19 protein-coding genes are annotated in these 13,663 nt (G+C 73.9%); 11 read left to right on the forward strand and 8 right to left on the reverse strand.

Features of this window, described 5'->3' with window-relative positions; translation table 11 throughout:
- Positions 1-44: 44 nt before the first annotated feature.
- The 3 genes from O2W20_RS00430 (at position 45) to O2W20_RS00440 (ending at position 1,573) form a co-directional block, all read left to right on the forward strand.
- Positions 45-593, forward strand: a complete 549-nt coding sequence (locus O2W20_RS00430) for a hypothetical protein (RefSeq protein WP_269169786.1) — start codon at positions 45-47, stop codon at positions 591-593.
- 103 nt (positions 594-696) lie between these two features.
- Entirely contained in the window at positions 697-846 is a 150-nt protein-coding gene (locus tag O2W20_RS00435) for a hypothetical protein (protein ID WP_269169787.1), read from the forward strand.
- Between the two features lie 151 nt (positions 847-997).
- Entirely contained in the window at positions 998-1,573 is a 576-nt protein-coding gene (locus O2W20_RS00440; RefSeq protein WP_269169788.1) for a hypothetical protein, read from the forward strand.
- Between the two features lie 129 nt (positions 1,574-1,702).
- On the opposite strand, the gene O2W20_RS00445 is transcribed toward O2W20_RS00440, so the two are convergent.
- Together O2W20_RS00445 and O2W20_RS00450 are read right to left on the reverse strand one after the other, a co-directional pair.
- Entirely contained in the window at positions 1,703-1,993 is a 291-nt protein-coding gene (locus O2W20_RS00445) for a hypothetical protein (protein WP_269169789.1), read from the reverse strand.
- A 21-nt stretch (positions 1,994-2,014) separates the two neighbouring features.
- Positions 2,015-2,188, reverse strand: a complete 174-nt coding sequence (locus tag O2W20_RS00450; protein ID WP_269169790.1) for a DnaJ family domain-containing protein — start codon at positions 2,186-2,188, stop codon at positions 2,015-2,017.
- A 39-nt stretch (positions 2,189-2,227) separates the two neighbouring features.
- Between O2W20_RS00450 and O2W20_RS00455 the strand changes: the two genes are divergently transcribed.
- The 3 genes from O2W20_RS00455 (at position 2,228) to O2W20_RS00465 (ending at position 3,505) form a co-directional block, all read left to right on the forward strand.
- The gene (locus O2W20_RS00455) at positions 2,228-2,809 is read left to right on the forward strand and encodes an NUDIX domain-containing protein (RefSeq protein WP_269169791.1); all 582 of its coding nucleotides are present in this window, start codon (positions 2,228-2,230) and stop codon (positions 2,807-2,809) included.
- Positions 2,810-2,838: 29 nt separating this feature from the next.
- The gene (locus O2W20_RS00460; protein ID WP_269169792.1) at positions 2,839-3,234 is read left to right on the forward strand and encodes an STAS domain-containing protein; all 396 of its coding nucleotides are present in this window, start codon (positions 2,839-2,841) and stop codon (positions 3,232-3,234) included.
- Positions 3,235-3,307: 73 nt separating this feature from the next.
- Complete coding sequence (locus O2W20_RS00465; protein ID WP_269169793.1) at positions 3,308-3,505, forward strand: hypothetical protein; 198 nt, start codon at positions 3,308-3,310, stop codon at positions 3,503-3,505.
- 43 nt (positions 3,506-3,548) lie between these two features.
- Here O2W20_RS00465 and O2W20_RS00470 read toward each other — a convergent pair whose 3' ends face one another.
- The 4 genes from O2W20_RS00470 to O2W20_RS00485 form a co-directional block, all read right to left on the reverse strand.
- Positions 3,549-4,130, reverse strand: a complete 582-nt coding sequence (locus O2W20_RS00470; protein ID WP_269169794.1) for a MarR family winged helix-turn-helix transcriptional regulator — start codon at positions 4,128-4,130, stop codon at positions 3,549-3,551.
- Entirely contained in the window at positions 4,127-4,975 is an 849-nt protein-coding gene (locus O2W20_RS00475) for an SDR family oxidoreductase (RefSeq protein WP_269169795.1), read from the reverse strand. The genes O2W20_RS00470 and O2W20_RS00475 overlap by 4 nt, the downstream gene beginning before the upstream one ends.
- Positions 4,976-5,086: 111 nt before the next feature.
- Positions 5,087-6,097 (reverse strand): sensor histidine kinase, encoded by a 1,011-nt coding sequence (locus O2W20_RS00480; protein ID WP_269169796.1) that lies wholly within the window; start codon positions 6,095-6,097, stop codon positions 5,087-5,089.
- A 173-nt stretch (positions 6,098-6,270) separates the two neighbouring features.
- The gene (locus O2W20_RS00485) at positions 6,271-7,473 is read right to left on the reverse strand and encodes a DUF6986 family protein (protein WP_269169797.1); all 1,203 of its coding nucleotides are present in this window, start codon (positions 7,471-7,473) and stop codon (positions 6,271-6,273) included.
- Positions 7,474-7,493: 20 nt separating this feature from the next.
- Here O2W20_RS00485 and uraD point away from each other — a divergent pair, with 20 nt between their 5' ends.
- The 4 genes from uraD (at position 7,494) to O2W20_RS00505 (ending at position 10,166) form a co-directional block, all read left to right on the forward strand.
- Positions 7,494-7,997: a 2-oxo-4-hydroxy-4-carboxy-5-ureidoimidazoline decarboxylase gene (gene uraD, locus O2W20_RS00490; protein ID WP_269169798.1), complete on the forward strand. Its 504-nt coding sequence runs from the start codon at positions 7,494-7,496 to the stop codon at positions 7,995-7,997.
- Positions 7,994-8,311: a hydroxyisourate hydrolase gene (gene uraH / locus O2W20_RS00495; RefSeq protein ID WP_269169799.1), complete on the forward strand. Its 318-nt coding sequence runs from the start codon at positions 7,994-7,996 to the stop codon at positions 8,309-8,311. The genes uraD and uraH overlap by 4 nt, the downstream gene beginning before the upstream one ends.
- Positions 8,312-8,411: 100 nt before the next feature.
- Entirely contained in the window at positions 8,412-9,317 is a 906-nt protein-coding gene (gene pucL, locus O2W20_RS00500; RefSeq protein ID WP_269169800.1) for a factor-independent urate hydroxylase, read from the forward strand.
- Positions 9,318-9,431: 114 nt separating this feature from the next.
- Positions 9,432-10,166 (forward strand): GAF domain-containing protein, encoded by a 735-nt coding sequence (locus tag O2W20_RS00505; RefSeq protein WP_269169801.1) that lies wholly within the window; start codon positions 9,432-9,434, stop codon positions 10,164-10,166.
- A 36-nt stretch (positions 10,167-10,202) separates the two neighbouring features.
- Here the strand turns inward: O2W20_RS00505 and O2W20_RS00510 are convergent, their stop codons facing one another.
- Positions 10,203-11,813, reverse strand: a complete 1,611-nt coding sequence (locus tag O2W20_RS00510; protein ID WP_269169802.1) for a methyl-accepting chemotaxis protein — start codon at positions 11,811-11,813, stop codon at positions 10,203-10,205.
- A 191-nt stretch (positions 11,814-12,004) separates the two neighbouring features.
- On the opposite strand from O2W20_RS00510, the gene O2W20_RS00515 reads away from it, so the two are divergent.
- Positions 12,005-12,496 carry a phosphoribosyltransferase gene (locus O2W20_RS00515; protein ID WP_269157570.1) on the forward strand — a complete coding sequence of 164 codons (492 nt, stop codon included), beginning with the start codon at positions 12,005-12,007 and terminating at the stop codon, positions 12,494-12,496.
- 13 nt (positions 12,497-12,509) lie between these two features.
- On the opposite strand, the gene O2W20_RS00520 is transcribed toward O2W20_RS00515, so the two are convergent.
- Positions 12,510-13,643, reverse strand: coding sequence for a class I SAM-dependent methyltransferase (locus O2W20_RS00520; RefSeq protein WP_269169803.1), 1,134 nt, complete (start codon positions 13,641-13,643; stop codon positions 12,510-12,512).
- Positions 13,644-13,663 lie beyond the last annotated feature (20 nt).

Below are 13,663 nucleotides of genomic sequence, written 5' to 3' on the forward strand. Positions count from 1 at the left end.
CTGCGGCAGGCCGTCCCGGGCCCGCCCTGACGAGAGGAACCACCGTGAAGCAGACCCGTCCCATCACCAAGCTCCTCCTCGCCGGCAGCCTCGTCGTGGCTCCGTTCACGCTGGCAGCCTGTGGCGATGACACCGCCGGCCCCGAGGAGGACGTGAGCGTCGGCGACATCCAGGAGGACGAGGCTGTCGACGCCGACGCCGACGCCGGCCTCGACGCCGGCGCCGAGGCCGGGCTCGGCTACGACGGCCTCTACGACTCCGCGTTCTACGCGGGGTCGAGCGACTACGTGGGCCAGGAGGTGACCGTGTCGGCCACCGTGGACGAGGTGTTCGGCCCGAACTCCTTCAGCATCGCCGGCACCGAGGACACCTCCGTCGAGCCGCTGCTCGTCGTGGGCGCGGACTCGGCCAACGCCTTGGAGGGCGGCGAGGTCGTGCAGGTCACCGGCACCGTGCAGAGCGGGTTCACCGAGACCGGCGTCGAGGACGAGCTGGGGATCGACCTGACCGACGACGCGTTCGCCGACTTCGAGGACCAGCAGTACATCGTCGCGGACAGCGTGGACACCTCGGTGCCGACCGAGACCGAGTGACGCCACCGTGACCCCTGTGCGGGCTCGTGCGGTGCCCGGGAGGTCGCCGCACGAGCCGCGCCAGGTGGCCGACACCGGGCGGGCACCGCAGGCTCGACCGGTGATGAACGAGACCGAGCCGGAGACCGACCAGACCAACCTGCACCCCGGCCAGCACGACGAGGGCGGCACCGGCGGCATGGCCACCCGGGAGCTGCAGGCCCGCCACTCCGACGACGAGGACGGCGAGGACGGCGACCGAGAGCACGGCTGACGAGGACGCGGAGGGGACCGTGCTGCGCGCCCCGCCACGTGTCGGCGTCGAGTTCTCGCCGGCGGGCATGGTATCGCCGGCTGTGGCAATCACTGTGGTGTCCGGAACCCGTGGCGGGCACCCTGCGCCCGGCTCGACGAGAGGAACCACCGTGCAGCAGCACACCCGTCCCATCGCGAAGCTCTTCCTCGCCGGCATCCTGGCCGTTGCGCCCGTCACCCTGGCCGCCTGTGGCAACGAAGGCGCCGGCGACGACACTGCCGCCGGCGACGACCCGGCCGGCTCCGACGAGGTGTGGAGCGCCGGGGACCTGCTGGAGCAGCGGGAGGGGGAGGGGGCCGAGGCCGACGTCGAGGCCGACGCGGACGCCGGTTTCAACGGCAGCTACGGCTCCGGGTTCTACGAGCAGTCGAGTGACCTCGTGGGCGAGGAGGTGACCGTGTCGGCGACCGTGGACCAGGTGGTCGACCCGAACTCCTTCTCCATCACCGGCGTCGAGGACACCTCCGCCGAGCCGCTGCTCGTCGTGGGCTCGGACATCGCGGGCGTCCTCGAGGACGGTCAGGTGCTCCTCGTCACCGGGACCGTGCAGAGCGGGTTCGACGAGGTCGCGGTCGAGGAGGAGCTGGGCCTCGACCTGACCGACGACGCGTTCGGCGACTTCGCGGGCCAGCAGTACATCGTCGCCGAGAGCGTCGACATCGAGGTACCGGCCGAGGACGAGTGACCCACCCGGGCACCGCGCGAACCCGTGCGGTGCCCGGGCGGCAGCGCACGGGCCGCGCCAGGTGGCCGGTGCCGGTCGTACGACGTGCCCTCCACGGTGAGGGGCGCGACGGAACGCGGGACCGGCCGGTCAGGCCGCCCCTCGCCGGAGCCACCGCCGTCGTCGGGGTGGCACGACCGGCTCCGACACCGCGGGCCCGGGGACGACGACCGGGCGGCTGAGCCGCCACTCGGCGACCATCTCCTCGACGTCCGGCATCCCGACCGCGATCCACGGACCGTCGACCGGCTGCCGGTAGTACCGGTCGACCCGGGCGACGTGCGCCTCGACCACCGCGCGGGCCAGCTCCTCGGTGGGCTGCCGGGCGACCCGGGCGGGCAGCTCCTCGCGCTCCTTCCGCAGCGCCAACCCGGTGGGCATGATCGCGGCGACGTCGGCCTCCTACCGCCGCGCCCACTCCAGCGCCCACTCGTAGGTGGTCTTCTCCCGGTCCCGCCGGGGCAGTGGCTTGCCGGCGCCGGCGAGCCCCTCCAGGTCGCCCCGCTCGCGGGCCTGTGAGATCTGGTGCTCGACCCAGGTCTCGAACGACATGCCCTCCGGCTTGCGTTCCGTCATCGGCGTCCTCCTCCACGCTCCTCTGCCAGTCTGGGACGCATGCGGACGACGAGCACGCGCGAGGTCTACCGGAACCCGTGGCTCCGGCTGCGGGAGGACGCCATCGAGCTGGACGACGGGTCACCGAGCGTCTACTCCGTCGTCGAGCGTCCCCACTTCGGCCTGGTGATCGCCGCCGAGCGGGAGGGCTTCTGGCTGGTCGAGCAGTTCCGCCACCCGCTGGGCCGCCGGTCCTGGGAGTTCCCGCAGGGCACCTGGTCCGGGGGCGTCCAGCCGGCCGGCGCGGACGGGTCGGCCGAGGCACTGGCGCGGACCGAGCTGGCCGAGGAGACGGGCCTGCGCGCCGCCACCCTCCGGCACCTCGGGCACCTGGACCTGGCGCCGGGGCTCACCACCCAGGAGTTCGACGTCTGGCTGGCCGAGGACCTGACGCCCGGTCCCACCGCGCGCGAGGCGACCGAGGCCGACATGCGCTCGGCGTTCGTCCCCGAGGCCGAGTTCCGGGCGATGGTGCGCGACGGCCGGTTCTCCGACGGCCCCTCGCTGGCCGCCTACGGCCTGCTGCTGCTCGCCCGCGCCGCGGAGGCCGACACGGCGCAGGCGGCGGATCCCGAGGAGTGAACTCCAGCCCGGCCGGGAACCGAGGAGCCATGGACGAACCTGCCCCCAACGTCGAGGTCACGGTCACCACGCACGATGCGGAGTCCGCCGAGATCACGGTCATCGGCGAGCTGACCGAGCACGCGCGCCGACCCCTGGTCCGTGCGATGACCGACCTGATGCTGGCCGACGCCACGCTCAAGCAGGTCCGGGTCGACCTGTGCGAGGTGACCTTCATGAACTCCGCCGGGATGGCGACGCTGGTGCAGCTGGAGCGGATGGCCCAGCCCCGGGGCATCGACACGCCGCTGGTGGTGCACACCGCCGCCGTCGCCCGCCCGCTGCAGCTCAGCGGCCTCTGGCGGCGCTTCACCATCATCGACCGCCGCGAGGGCCACCCGGAGGACGTGCACGAGGCCACCCCGCGCAGCCCCGAGCACAGCTGAGCCCCGGCGCGTTTCCGGCAGGCGTGACCGGGCACAGCCTCCGGGTCACCACCACCGTCGAGCAGGAGGTCGCATGTCCCGGTCCGCCCGTCCCCGTCCGGTGCGTCGCACTGTCGCCGCGTTCGCCATCGTCGCCGCCTCCCTGACGACAGCTGCCTGCGGAGACGACGTCGTCGACGACGGCGTCGAGCAGAACGTGGAGGAGGGTGTCGACGAGGTCGAGCAGGGCGTCGACGACCTGGAGCAGGAGATCGAGGACACCGAGGGCTGACCGCCGGCGACGCCAGCTGACCGGTCCGGCCCGACCGGACCGGTCAGCTGGGGTCGGGCATGCCCCCGGGCACGCGGCCCAGGGTGATGAGCCAGCGGCGGAGCAGCCCGGCCAGCTGCGTGCGCTCCTCGGGCGACAGGGCCGCCAGCATCCCGTGCTCGGTCTCCAGGTGGTCCGGCAACGCCGCGTCCAGCGCCGTCCGCCCCGCGTCGGTCAGCGTGACCACGACGGCCCGCCCGTCGGCCTCACTGCGCCCGCGGGTGATCAGGCCCTTCTCCTCCAGCCGGTCCAGCCGCTGGGTGATGGCCCCGGACGTGACCAGCGCGGTGCGCATCAACGCGGTGGGGGTCAGCTGGTAGGGCTCCCCCGCCCGGCGCAGGGCCGCGAGGACGTCGAAGGACGGGGCATCGAGCCCGTGCCGGGCGAAGGTGGCCCGCTGGGCCAGGAAGACCTCCCGCTGCAACTGGCTGATCCGGCCGATGACGCCCATCGGTGAGCAGTCGAGGTCCGGCCGCTCCTGCGCCCACTGCGCCAGGATCACGTCCATCGCGTCCCCGGTGCCGGCGTCCTCCGTGCCGGCGTCCACGTCGCGCGTGGGCATCGACCCGTCGAGCAGGTCGCTCACGGAGTCGGCTCCCCGGGCCGCGGCAGGTCGGCGAGGTGCTCGGCGAAGGTGCGCGGCGGGCGGCCGAGCAGGTCGGTGAGCACCCGCGGGCTGCCGACGAAGCCGTGCGCCCGGTAGTGGTCGAACATCGTGCGCCGGCAGCGGGCGGCGTAGCCGGTGGGCACCTCACCACCGGGGATGACGTCGTCGGCGACGACCTCGTCACCGAGCCACTCGCCGATCAGCTCGGCCAGCCGCGGTGCGGTGAGCGCCTCCGGGCCGGCCGCCTCGAAGGTGCCGCCGTCCAGGCCGTCCTCGGTGAGCAGCACCGCTGCGGCCTCGGCCACGTCCCGCACGTCGACGAGGGACTGCGCGCTCCGCAGGCCCCACAGGCTGCGGAGCACGCCACTGGTGCGCGCCGCCTCCAGCTCCGGGTGCAGGTTCTCGGCGTAGGAGGCGGGCTGCAGCACCCGCCAGGAGGCCAACCCGCTGGCGTCCAGTGCCTCTTCGGCCAGGTCCTTGCCGGCGTGGTGGGGCATCACCCGCAGCTGCGGGCGCATCACCGAGTGGTAGACCATCCGCGGCAGCCCCGCCCGGCGCGCCTCGGCGAACAGGGCGGCCGCCCCCTCGGCCTCGTCCGGGTCGAAGTTCGGCCAGATCAGGTACGCCGCGTCCGCGCCTCCGAACACCGAGGACCAGGCCATCGGCGAGGTCAGCTCGGCGACGACGACCTCGGCGCCGAGCTCGGCCAGTTCGGGCCGGGGGCCGCGGCGGGAGACCACGGCGCGCACGGACTCCCCCCGGGCGCGCAGGGCACGAACGACCGCCGTCCCCGTCAGCCCGCCGGCCGCAGTCACCACGATCACACCGGACATCTTAGTTCTGAAGGACCTCGGTGGGCAGTTCCCGTGCCCAGAGGGGGGAGATCGGGTTCCCGGCACGGTGACGAGCGACCCCGGCCGTCACCGTGGCCCGGCTCAGCGCAACGGTGAGCTCAGCCGGACCGTCAGGCCGTCCGGCCCGGGCAGCAGGTCGACGTGGTCCCAGAGCTTGCGGGCCAGCCACAGGCCCATGCCGCCCTGGGAGAGGTCGTCGCCGTGCGCCGGCTGGAACCCGGCGAGCGGGTCGGCGAACCCGGTGCCGCAGTCGCTGATGGTGCAGACCACCCGGTCGGTCGAGACCCACACCCGGGCCGCCACCGGTGGGGTGCCGTGCCGGAACGCGTTGGCCGCGATCTCGCTGACCGCCAGGTGCAGGTCGGTGCACTGGTCCCGATCCGGCACGCAGGTGGCGAGCACCGCGGCCAGCTGGTGCCGCAGGGTGCCCAGCGACCGGGCGCCGTCGGCGGCGAACAGCGGCGGGCCGCCCTCCATCGGCTCGCGCAGCAGCGGCAGCGCGGCCAGGTACTGCGCCGGCGGCAGGTAGCCGGCGCTCGCCACCGGGACGCCGTCGACGAGCAGGTGCGGATGGGTGTGCCCGGCGCTGGCCACGACGTCGACGGGCAGCTTCCGCTGGTCGTAGACGCAGAGCGCGTCCAGCGGGGACCCGGCGAGCAGCTCGTTGACCGCCGACTCGTAGCGCTGCCCCTCCCGCCAGGCGCGGGGCACCGGTCCGAACTCCGGTGTGCCCAGGACCCGGAGCACCCCCGACGGCGACGCGGCGGCCCGGTCGAGCAGCCGACGGGTGGCGATGACGGCGTCCGGCGCGCGGGCGCCGCGCATCGCGACGCGGGGGTCGCTGAGCAGCCGGTCCTCGGGGGCCCCCACCGCCGAGCGCAGCAGCTCGGCCGTCTCCTCCGCGCAGGACAGCACCATCACGTCCCCGGCGGCCAGGCCGGCCTCCAGCCAGGGGACGGCGCCGGCGAGCAGCGCGTCGTCGGAGCCGAACACCAGGGCCGTGTGGCCGTGCGTCGGCGCGGGCCGGGAACTCGGCACCTCCTCCCGGGCGCGCTGCACCGGCAGCGCGGGACGAGCTCCGAGAACGGACACGACACCTCTCGACCGACGGTGGACCCTGGGAACTGCTGGCATTCTCAATCACCCACCCCTGGTCTCGGCAACCGCCCCCCAGAACAGCACTCCCCCGATCGAGTGAACCGCCGCACAGTGGCACGAAGGGCGACGGCCGTGGAGCTGGGAGTCACGACGTGCCGGGCGTCGGGTCAGTGGCGGCGACCCGCCAGAGTGTCCAGCGCTGCCCGGTCCAGCCCGGTGGCCGACTCGACCTCGGCGACGTCCAGCGCCCCGCAGTCCAGGCCACGGAGGACCACGGTGGCCAGCGCGCGGGCCGTGGCCGGCTCGTCGAGCACCCCGCCCTCGACCCGGCTGACGTAGCCGGCCAGCCGCGCCGCGGCAGCCGGCAGGGCTGCCCGGAAGAACGCGTAGGTGGCGAGGTAGCGGGTGACCAGCTGTGCCGGGTGCAGGTCCCAGCCCTGGTAGAAGCCGCGCTCCAGTGCCCTGCGGACCAGCCCGGCGTGCAGCTGCCAGGCCTCGTGCACCCGGGCGGTGGTGCCGACGGGCAGCACGTTGGTCGAGCCGTCGACCGCGCGCGCTCCGGTGCCCGCCACGGCCACCTGCATGGCCTGCTTGGCGACGTCGGCCGCCGGGTGGTCGGAGGACTGGTGGGCCGCGGCGATGCCGAGGGCGGCGCTGTAGTCGTAGGTGCCGTAGTGCAGGCCGACCACCCGGCCGGCGCCGGCGTGCAGCATCCGGGCCAGCGTCGTCGTCCCGTCGGCACCCAGCACCGCCTGCGGGGTCTCCACCTGCAGCTCCAGGTCCAGCGCCAGCCCGCTGGCCTGCTCCAGGGCGTCCAGCACCGGCAGGAAGGCGGCCACCTGCTCGACCGAGGTCACCTTGGGCAGGGTCACGATCGCCCGCTGCCGGCCTGCCCCGGCGAGGCCGGTGAGGAACAGGTCCAGGGAGCGCACGCCGCGGCGCCGGGTCGGCTCCTCCAGCGACTTGGCCCGGACCCCGAGGAAGGGCGGCAGGGCGGTCTCGGCGGCGAGCACCGCGGCGGCGGCGGTGACGTCGCCGTCCTCGGCGTCCGGGGGGCCGCGGTAGCCGTCCTCGGCGTCGACCCGCAGGTCCTCGACCGGTTCGGTGGCCAACTTGGCCCGCACCCGGGGCAGCACCTGCTCGACCAGGTCGGCGTCCAGGCCGAGGTCGGGGAGGCCGTGCTCGTCCAGGGCACCCAGCGCCGCGGCACCCCAGGAGGAGACCAACCCGGGGACGACGGCGTCGGCGGGCACGTAACAGGTGTGCACCGGCTGCCGCGCTGACGACTCGCCCGGATATGAGGCGAGCCGCGCGGCGTCCACGGGCGCCAGCCGTCGGTCGAGCTCGTCGTACAGCTCCACGGGGATCATGGGCTGGCATCCTGTCAGCCGTGCCCGACTCCCCGCTGGACAGATTCAACGCCGAACCGGCAGCGCGGGCCGAGGAGCTGCTGCGGTCCTGCAACGCAGCGCCGTCCTTCGCCCCGACCGTCGCCGCCGGCCGCCCCTACGACTCCCCCGAGGCCCTGGTCTCCCGCGCCGAGGAGGTCAGCCGCGCGCTGCCCTGGACCGAGGTGAGCACCGCGCTGGCGGCGCACGCCCGGATCGGTGACCGGATGCAGGGCCCCTCCGCGGAGGCGCGGACGTCGCGGGAGGAGCAGAGCGGGATGACCACCGCCGCGGACTCGGTCCGGACCGCGATGGTCGACGGCAACCGCGACTACGAGGAGCGGTTCGGCCACGTCTTCCTGATCCGCGCGTCCGGCCGCTCCGCCGAGGAGATGCTCGCCGAGCTGCACCGCCGGCTCGGCAACGACCCGGAGACCGAGCGCGCCGAGGCCACCGAGCAGCTGGCCCAGATCACCGGCCTGCGGATCGCGGGGCTGTTCGCATGAGCGTCTCGACCCACGTGCTGGACGCCGTGGCCGGCCGCCCGGCGGCGGGGATGACGGTGCAGCTGCTGGACGACGCCGGCCAGGTCGCCGCCGGGGTCACCGACGCCGACGGCCGCTGCCGGCTCACCGAGGAGCCCACCGCCGCCGGCCCGCACCGGATCGCCTTCGGCACCGGCGAGTGGGCCGCCGGGCTGGGCCGGGAGACGTTCTGGCCCGAGGTGGTGCTGACCTTCACCGTCGCCGAGCCGGCCGAGCACCACCACGTGCCCCTGCTGCTCTCCCCGTTCGCCTACTCCACCTACCGAGGTTCTTGACGGCCCCCTGCAGGGTCCCGCCGCGAGCTTGCGAGTGGTGGGGGCCAGGGGGTCCTTTCGGTGCAACATCCCAGCAACGCAGATGAGGGAGAGTGCGCGCATGGCGATCGTCCTCGGGCCCAACCAGTACGGGAAGGCGGAGGTGCGGGTCGTCGCGGTCGACCGCTCCACCGCCCGACACTCCCTCGTCGACCTCAACGTCAGCTCGGCGCTGCGCGGTGACTTCGCGGCGGCGCACACCGCCGGCGACAACGCGCACGTGCTGACCACCGACGCACAGAAGAACACCGTCTTCGCCTTCGCCCGCGACGGTATCGGCTCGCCGGAGGAGTTCGGCCTGCGGCTGGCCCGGCACCTCGCCGGCTCCTACGAGTGGGTCACCGGGGCGCGGGTGGCGATCGAGTCCTACGGGTGGGACCGGATCGCGGTCGGCGGGACGCCGCACGACCACGCCTTCTCCCGCACCGGGGGCGACGTCCGGACGGCGGTGGTCACCGCGGACGGCGAGGACCTGCACGTGCTCGCCGGGCTCAGCGACCTCGTCGTCCTCAAGACCACCGGCTCGGAGTTCTGGGGCTTCCCCCGGGACCGTTACACCACGCTGCCGGAGACGACCGACCGGATCCTGGCGACCGCGGTGACCGCCCGGTGGCGGTACACCGGGCTGGACGTGGACTGGAACGCCACCCACGACGCCGTCCGGACGACGCTGCTGGAGACCTTCGCCGCCACCCACTCCCTCGCGCTGCAGCAGTCGCTCTACGCGATGGGCGAGGCGGTGCTCGAGCAGCACCGGGACGTGGCCGAGGTGCGGATGTCGATGCCGAACAAGCACCACTTCCTGCAGGACCTCTCCGCGTTCGGGCTGGCCAACGACCTGGACGGCCCGGGCGCGGTGGTCTACCACGCCGACGACCGGCCGTACGGGCTGATCGAGGGGGCGGTGCTGCGGGACGACGTCCCGGCCGCGCCGGCCGCCTGGCTGGGCACCCCCGCCTCCTGCTGAGCTCCGGAGGTGTGCGCCGACCTCGTCCGGGGGTAGCAGCGGTCCAGCGACACCGCGGAGCACGGCTCAGCCCTGGCCCTCCCCCTTGCGGCCGTTCGCCCCGGAGAGGGAGGCATGGACCTCACGCAGGAGTTCGCTGCCCGCATCACCGCAGCGGAGCCGGACGTCCCCGGCCCCGAGCTGCTGCCCGTGCGGCTGGCCCGGGCGTGTGCGGAGGTGCTCCCGGTCGCCGGCGCCGGGCTCAGCGTCTACTTCTCCGCCGACCGGCGGCTGCCGCTCGGCGGCAGCGACCCGACGGCCGGCATCGCCGAACGCCTGCAGTTCACGATCGGCGAGGGGCCGTGCCTGACCGCGCACAGCACCGGACAGCCGGTGTACGCCGACGAGGAGGAACTGAGCAGCCGCTGGCCGGTCTTCCACGACGCGCTCGTGACGCGCACCCCCTATCGCGGCATCGTCTCGCTGCCGCTGTACGGCGGGCTGGAGGGCATCGGCGCCCTGGACCTGTACATGACGCCACCCGGCTCGGTCCGCGACCTGGGCCTCGCCGACACCCTCGCGATCACCACCGCGCTCAGCGCCACCTTCGCCAGCGCGATGGACGAGGAGCCGCGCAGCGAGACCGGCCCGTCCTGGTTGGACGCGCCGGCCGCGGGTCGCCGCGCGCTGGTCTGGCAGGCGGTCGGCTTCGTGGGCGTCGGGCTGGAGCTGGACGCCACCGATGCGCTGAGCGTGCTGCGCGCCCACGCCTACGGCTCCGACCGGGACCTCGACGAGGTGGCCCGGGCGGTGCTGGAGGAGCGGTTGAGCATGGTTGAGCTGTCGGAACAGGCCGAGGCCGGTCCCTGAGCCGGGGGTGGCCGGCGCACCGGCCACCCCCGGTGGTCACCGCTGGAACGTGTCGACCGACTGCTGCAGGCTCTCCGACATCCGGACCAGGTCACCGGTGGCCGACTGCATCTCGGCGACGCCGGCGTGAGTCTCCTGGGCTGCTCGGGCGACCTCGGCGACCGTCTCGGCGATCGACCGCCCGCTCTGGGCGGCCTCACCGATCGCCCGGCTCATCTCGTTCGTCGTGGCGGTCTGCTCCTCCACCGCCGAGGCGATCGTCGTCTGGTAGTCGTTGATCTGGGCGATGACCGAGGTGACCCCGCCGATGGCGCCGACGGCACTGTGGGTGTCGGCCTGGATCGCCTCCACCCGGCGGGCGATGTCCTCGGTCGCCTTCGCCGTCTCCTGCGCCAGTTCCTTGACCTCGTTGGCCACCACCGCGAAGCCCTTGCCCGCCTCACCGGCACGCGCGGCCTCGATCGTGGCGTTCAGCGCCAGCAGGTTGGTCTGCTCCGCGATCGAGGTGATCACCTTCACCACGTTGCCGATCTCGACCGAGGACTCACCCAGCCGGGCCACCGTCTGGTTCGCGCTCTCTGCCGCGGTCACCGCGCTCCCGGCCACCCGCGCGGCCTCGGCGGCGTTGTGCGCGATCTCCCGGATCGAGGCACCCATCTCCTCCGCCCCCGTGGCGACGGCGTCGATCGAGCAGCTCACGTCCTTCGCCGCCGCCGTCACGGCGTCGGCCTGCCCGGTGGACCGCCCGGCTGCGCCGGCGATCGTCGTCCCCGTGGCCGACAGGGCCCTGGCGGCCCCGTCGAGCAGCCGGGAGGCCTCGGCCACCTCGTCGACCACGTCCGACACCCGGTCGAGGGTGGTGTTCAGCGCACCGGCGAGCTGGTCCAGCTCGTTGCGGCCGGCGCCGACGTCCAGCCGCTCCTGCAGCTCCCCGGCCGCGAGGACGTCGGTCATCCGGCGCAACGGCCGGGTGACGCTGCGCGACACCAGCAGGGAGATGAGGGCGATCACCAGGACGACCGGCGCCGCCCACAGCAGCATGGTGACCAGGACGTCGACGAAGGCGCCGTTCAGGTCGGCGACGTAGATCCCCGAACCGACGACCCAGCCCCAGGGCTCGTAGCCCGCGACGAAGGAGATCTTCGCCTGCGGCTCCTCCTCACCGGGCTTGGGCCACATGTACTCGACGAAGCCGCTGCCGTCGCGCTCGACGACCTGCACCATCTCCACGAACAGCGCCTTGCCGGTCGGGTCGGTGTTGGCGCTGAGGTCGGTGCCGTCCATCTCCGGCTTGATCGGGTGCATGACCATCGTCGGGTTCATGTCGTTGATCCAGAAGTACTCCTGCCCCGAGTACCGCAGCCCGCTGAGCGCGCTCCTGGCCTGGGCCTGGGCCTGCTCCTGGGTCAGCGCACCGGCGGCCTCCTGCGCGCCGTAGAAGGCCACGACGCCGAGCACCGCCTCGACCGCGGACTGGGCCTTGTTGCGCTGCTCTGCCTCGATGGTCTGGCGCACCTGGAGGGCACCGATCACGGCGATGGTGCCCATGCCGACCACGGCCGCCAGCACCAGCGCCAGGAGCCGGGTGCTGATCCGGATCCGGCGCAGCCCCCCGCCGGTGAGGACGTCCCGCAGTCGTGTGCCCATGCCGTGCTCCCGTCGTCGACGGCTCAGTTGCCGTACCTGCGTTGTCGACCGAGACCGGACGGTTTCCAGTCGAGATCGGTTAGCACATCCGAACCGCAACACACCGGCGACCAGCCGTGCCCGTTCGTCTTGTGCATCACACGTTCATCGGCTCGTCGGCCGATGCGCCCCGGGCCTGCCAAGATGCGGGCGTGAGCGACGAGCGGGAGACCCTGACCTACGAGGACTTCGGCCGGGCGGCCCGGGAACTGGCCCAGCAGGTCGCCGACAGCGGGTTCGAACCGGACCTGATCCTGTCCATCGCCCGCGGCGGGCTCTTCCTCGGCGGCGCACTCGGCTACGCGCTGGACGTGAAGAACCTCTTCGTGATGAACGTCGAGTTCTACACCGGCGTCGACGAGCGGCTGGAGCTGCCGGTGGTGCTGCCACCGACCCTCGACGTCGTCGACCTGACCGGCACGAAGGTGCTGATCGCCGACGACGTCGCCGACACCGGCAAGACCCTGGAACTGGTCAAGGAGTTCTGCGCCGGCCACGTCACCGAGGTGCGCACCGCCGTGGTCTACGAGAAGCCGCGGTCACTGGTGCGGTGCGACTACACCTGGAAGCACACCGACGCCTGGATCGACTTCCCCTGGTCGACCCTCCCGCCGGTGGTCTCCCGCGGCGGTACCGGCCACTGAGGGAGGACCCGGTCTAGCGGCGGGTGGAAGCCGTGACGGTGAACGTGGGGTCGCGGGTCACCTGGCGGGTGGGGCCGACGATCCGGCGGAGCGCGTCGCGGTGCGGCAGGTGGCTGTTGTAGACGCACCACAGCTCGCCGCCCGGCCGCAGCACCCGGGCCGCGGCGTCGAACAGCCGTTCCGCGGCGGCGGCGTGCACGGCGACGCCGAGGTGGAACGGCGGGTTGCAGACGACGAGGTCGACGCTGCCGTCCGGGACGCTGCCGGCAGCGTCGTCCCGGGTGACGGTGACCCGGCCGGTCAGCCCGTTGGCGGCCACCGTCGCGGCGGCCGAGGCGCAGGCCGCCGCCGACTGGTCCGACGCGACGACCGACAGCCCGGGCCGCGCCATGGCCAGCCCGACGGCCAGCACCCCGGTGCCGCTGCCGAGGTCCAGCGCGGTCGCGGCGTCCGGCACCGCGCCGGGGAGCGACCGGAGCAGCGCCCGGGTGCCCCGGTCGACCTTCGCACCGGCGAAGGCCGCGCCGTGGGCGCACACGGTCAGCCCGAGGTCGGAGTGCTCCCGGCAGACGGGGAAGGACGACGTCCCCGGCTTCGGCCCCCGGGCGACCAGCAGCCGGGACTTCTGCCGGCCCCGGGTCGCGTGCACGTCGCTGAAGCTCTCGGCCAGGACGTCGTTCATCGCGTGGGTCATGTGCTTGACCCGCCCACCGACCAGGAAGGTGACGTCGGGGTCGGCGTCGGCGGCGACCACCTCGGCGAGCTCGCGCAGCGCGTCGAGCCCCTTGGGCGCCTGTGCCAGCACCACCCGGGCCCCGCGCACCAGCTCAGCGCCCAGCGGCAGCGACCGGTAGGTGCCGGCGTGCCCGGTGCGCTCGGCGTTGCCGGCCAGGGCCAGCTCGCCGACCAGCAGGTCCTGGTGCACCCGGACGCCGGTCGCCCCGTGCAGCGCCACCGCGCCCAGGGTGAGGGCGCCGTGCGAGTCGTCGATCACGACCACGCCGTCCGGGTGCTGGCGGATCAGCTCGGCCGCCTCGTCGAGCAGCAGGCGGTCGGTCGCGTCGACGGCGACCAGTTCGGGCGCGTCGACGTCGGGCTCGCGGCGGAGCTGGTCGAACAGGTCTGCCGCTGGGTCGGAGGGGGACACACCCCCACGATGCCCTACCG

This window comes from Modestobacter sp. VKM Ac-2982 (genome assembly GCF_026967935.1).
Taxonomy (GTDB): domain Bacteria; phylum Actinomycetota; class Actinomycetes; order Mycobacteriales; family Geodermatophilaceae; genus Modestobacter.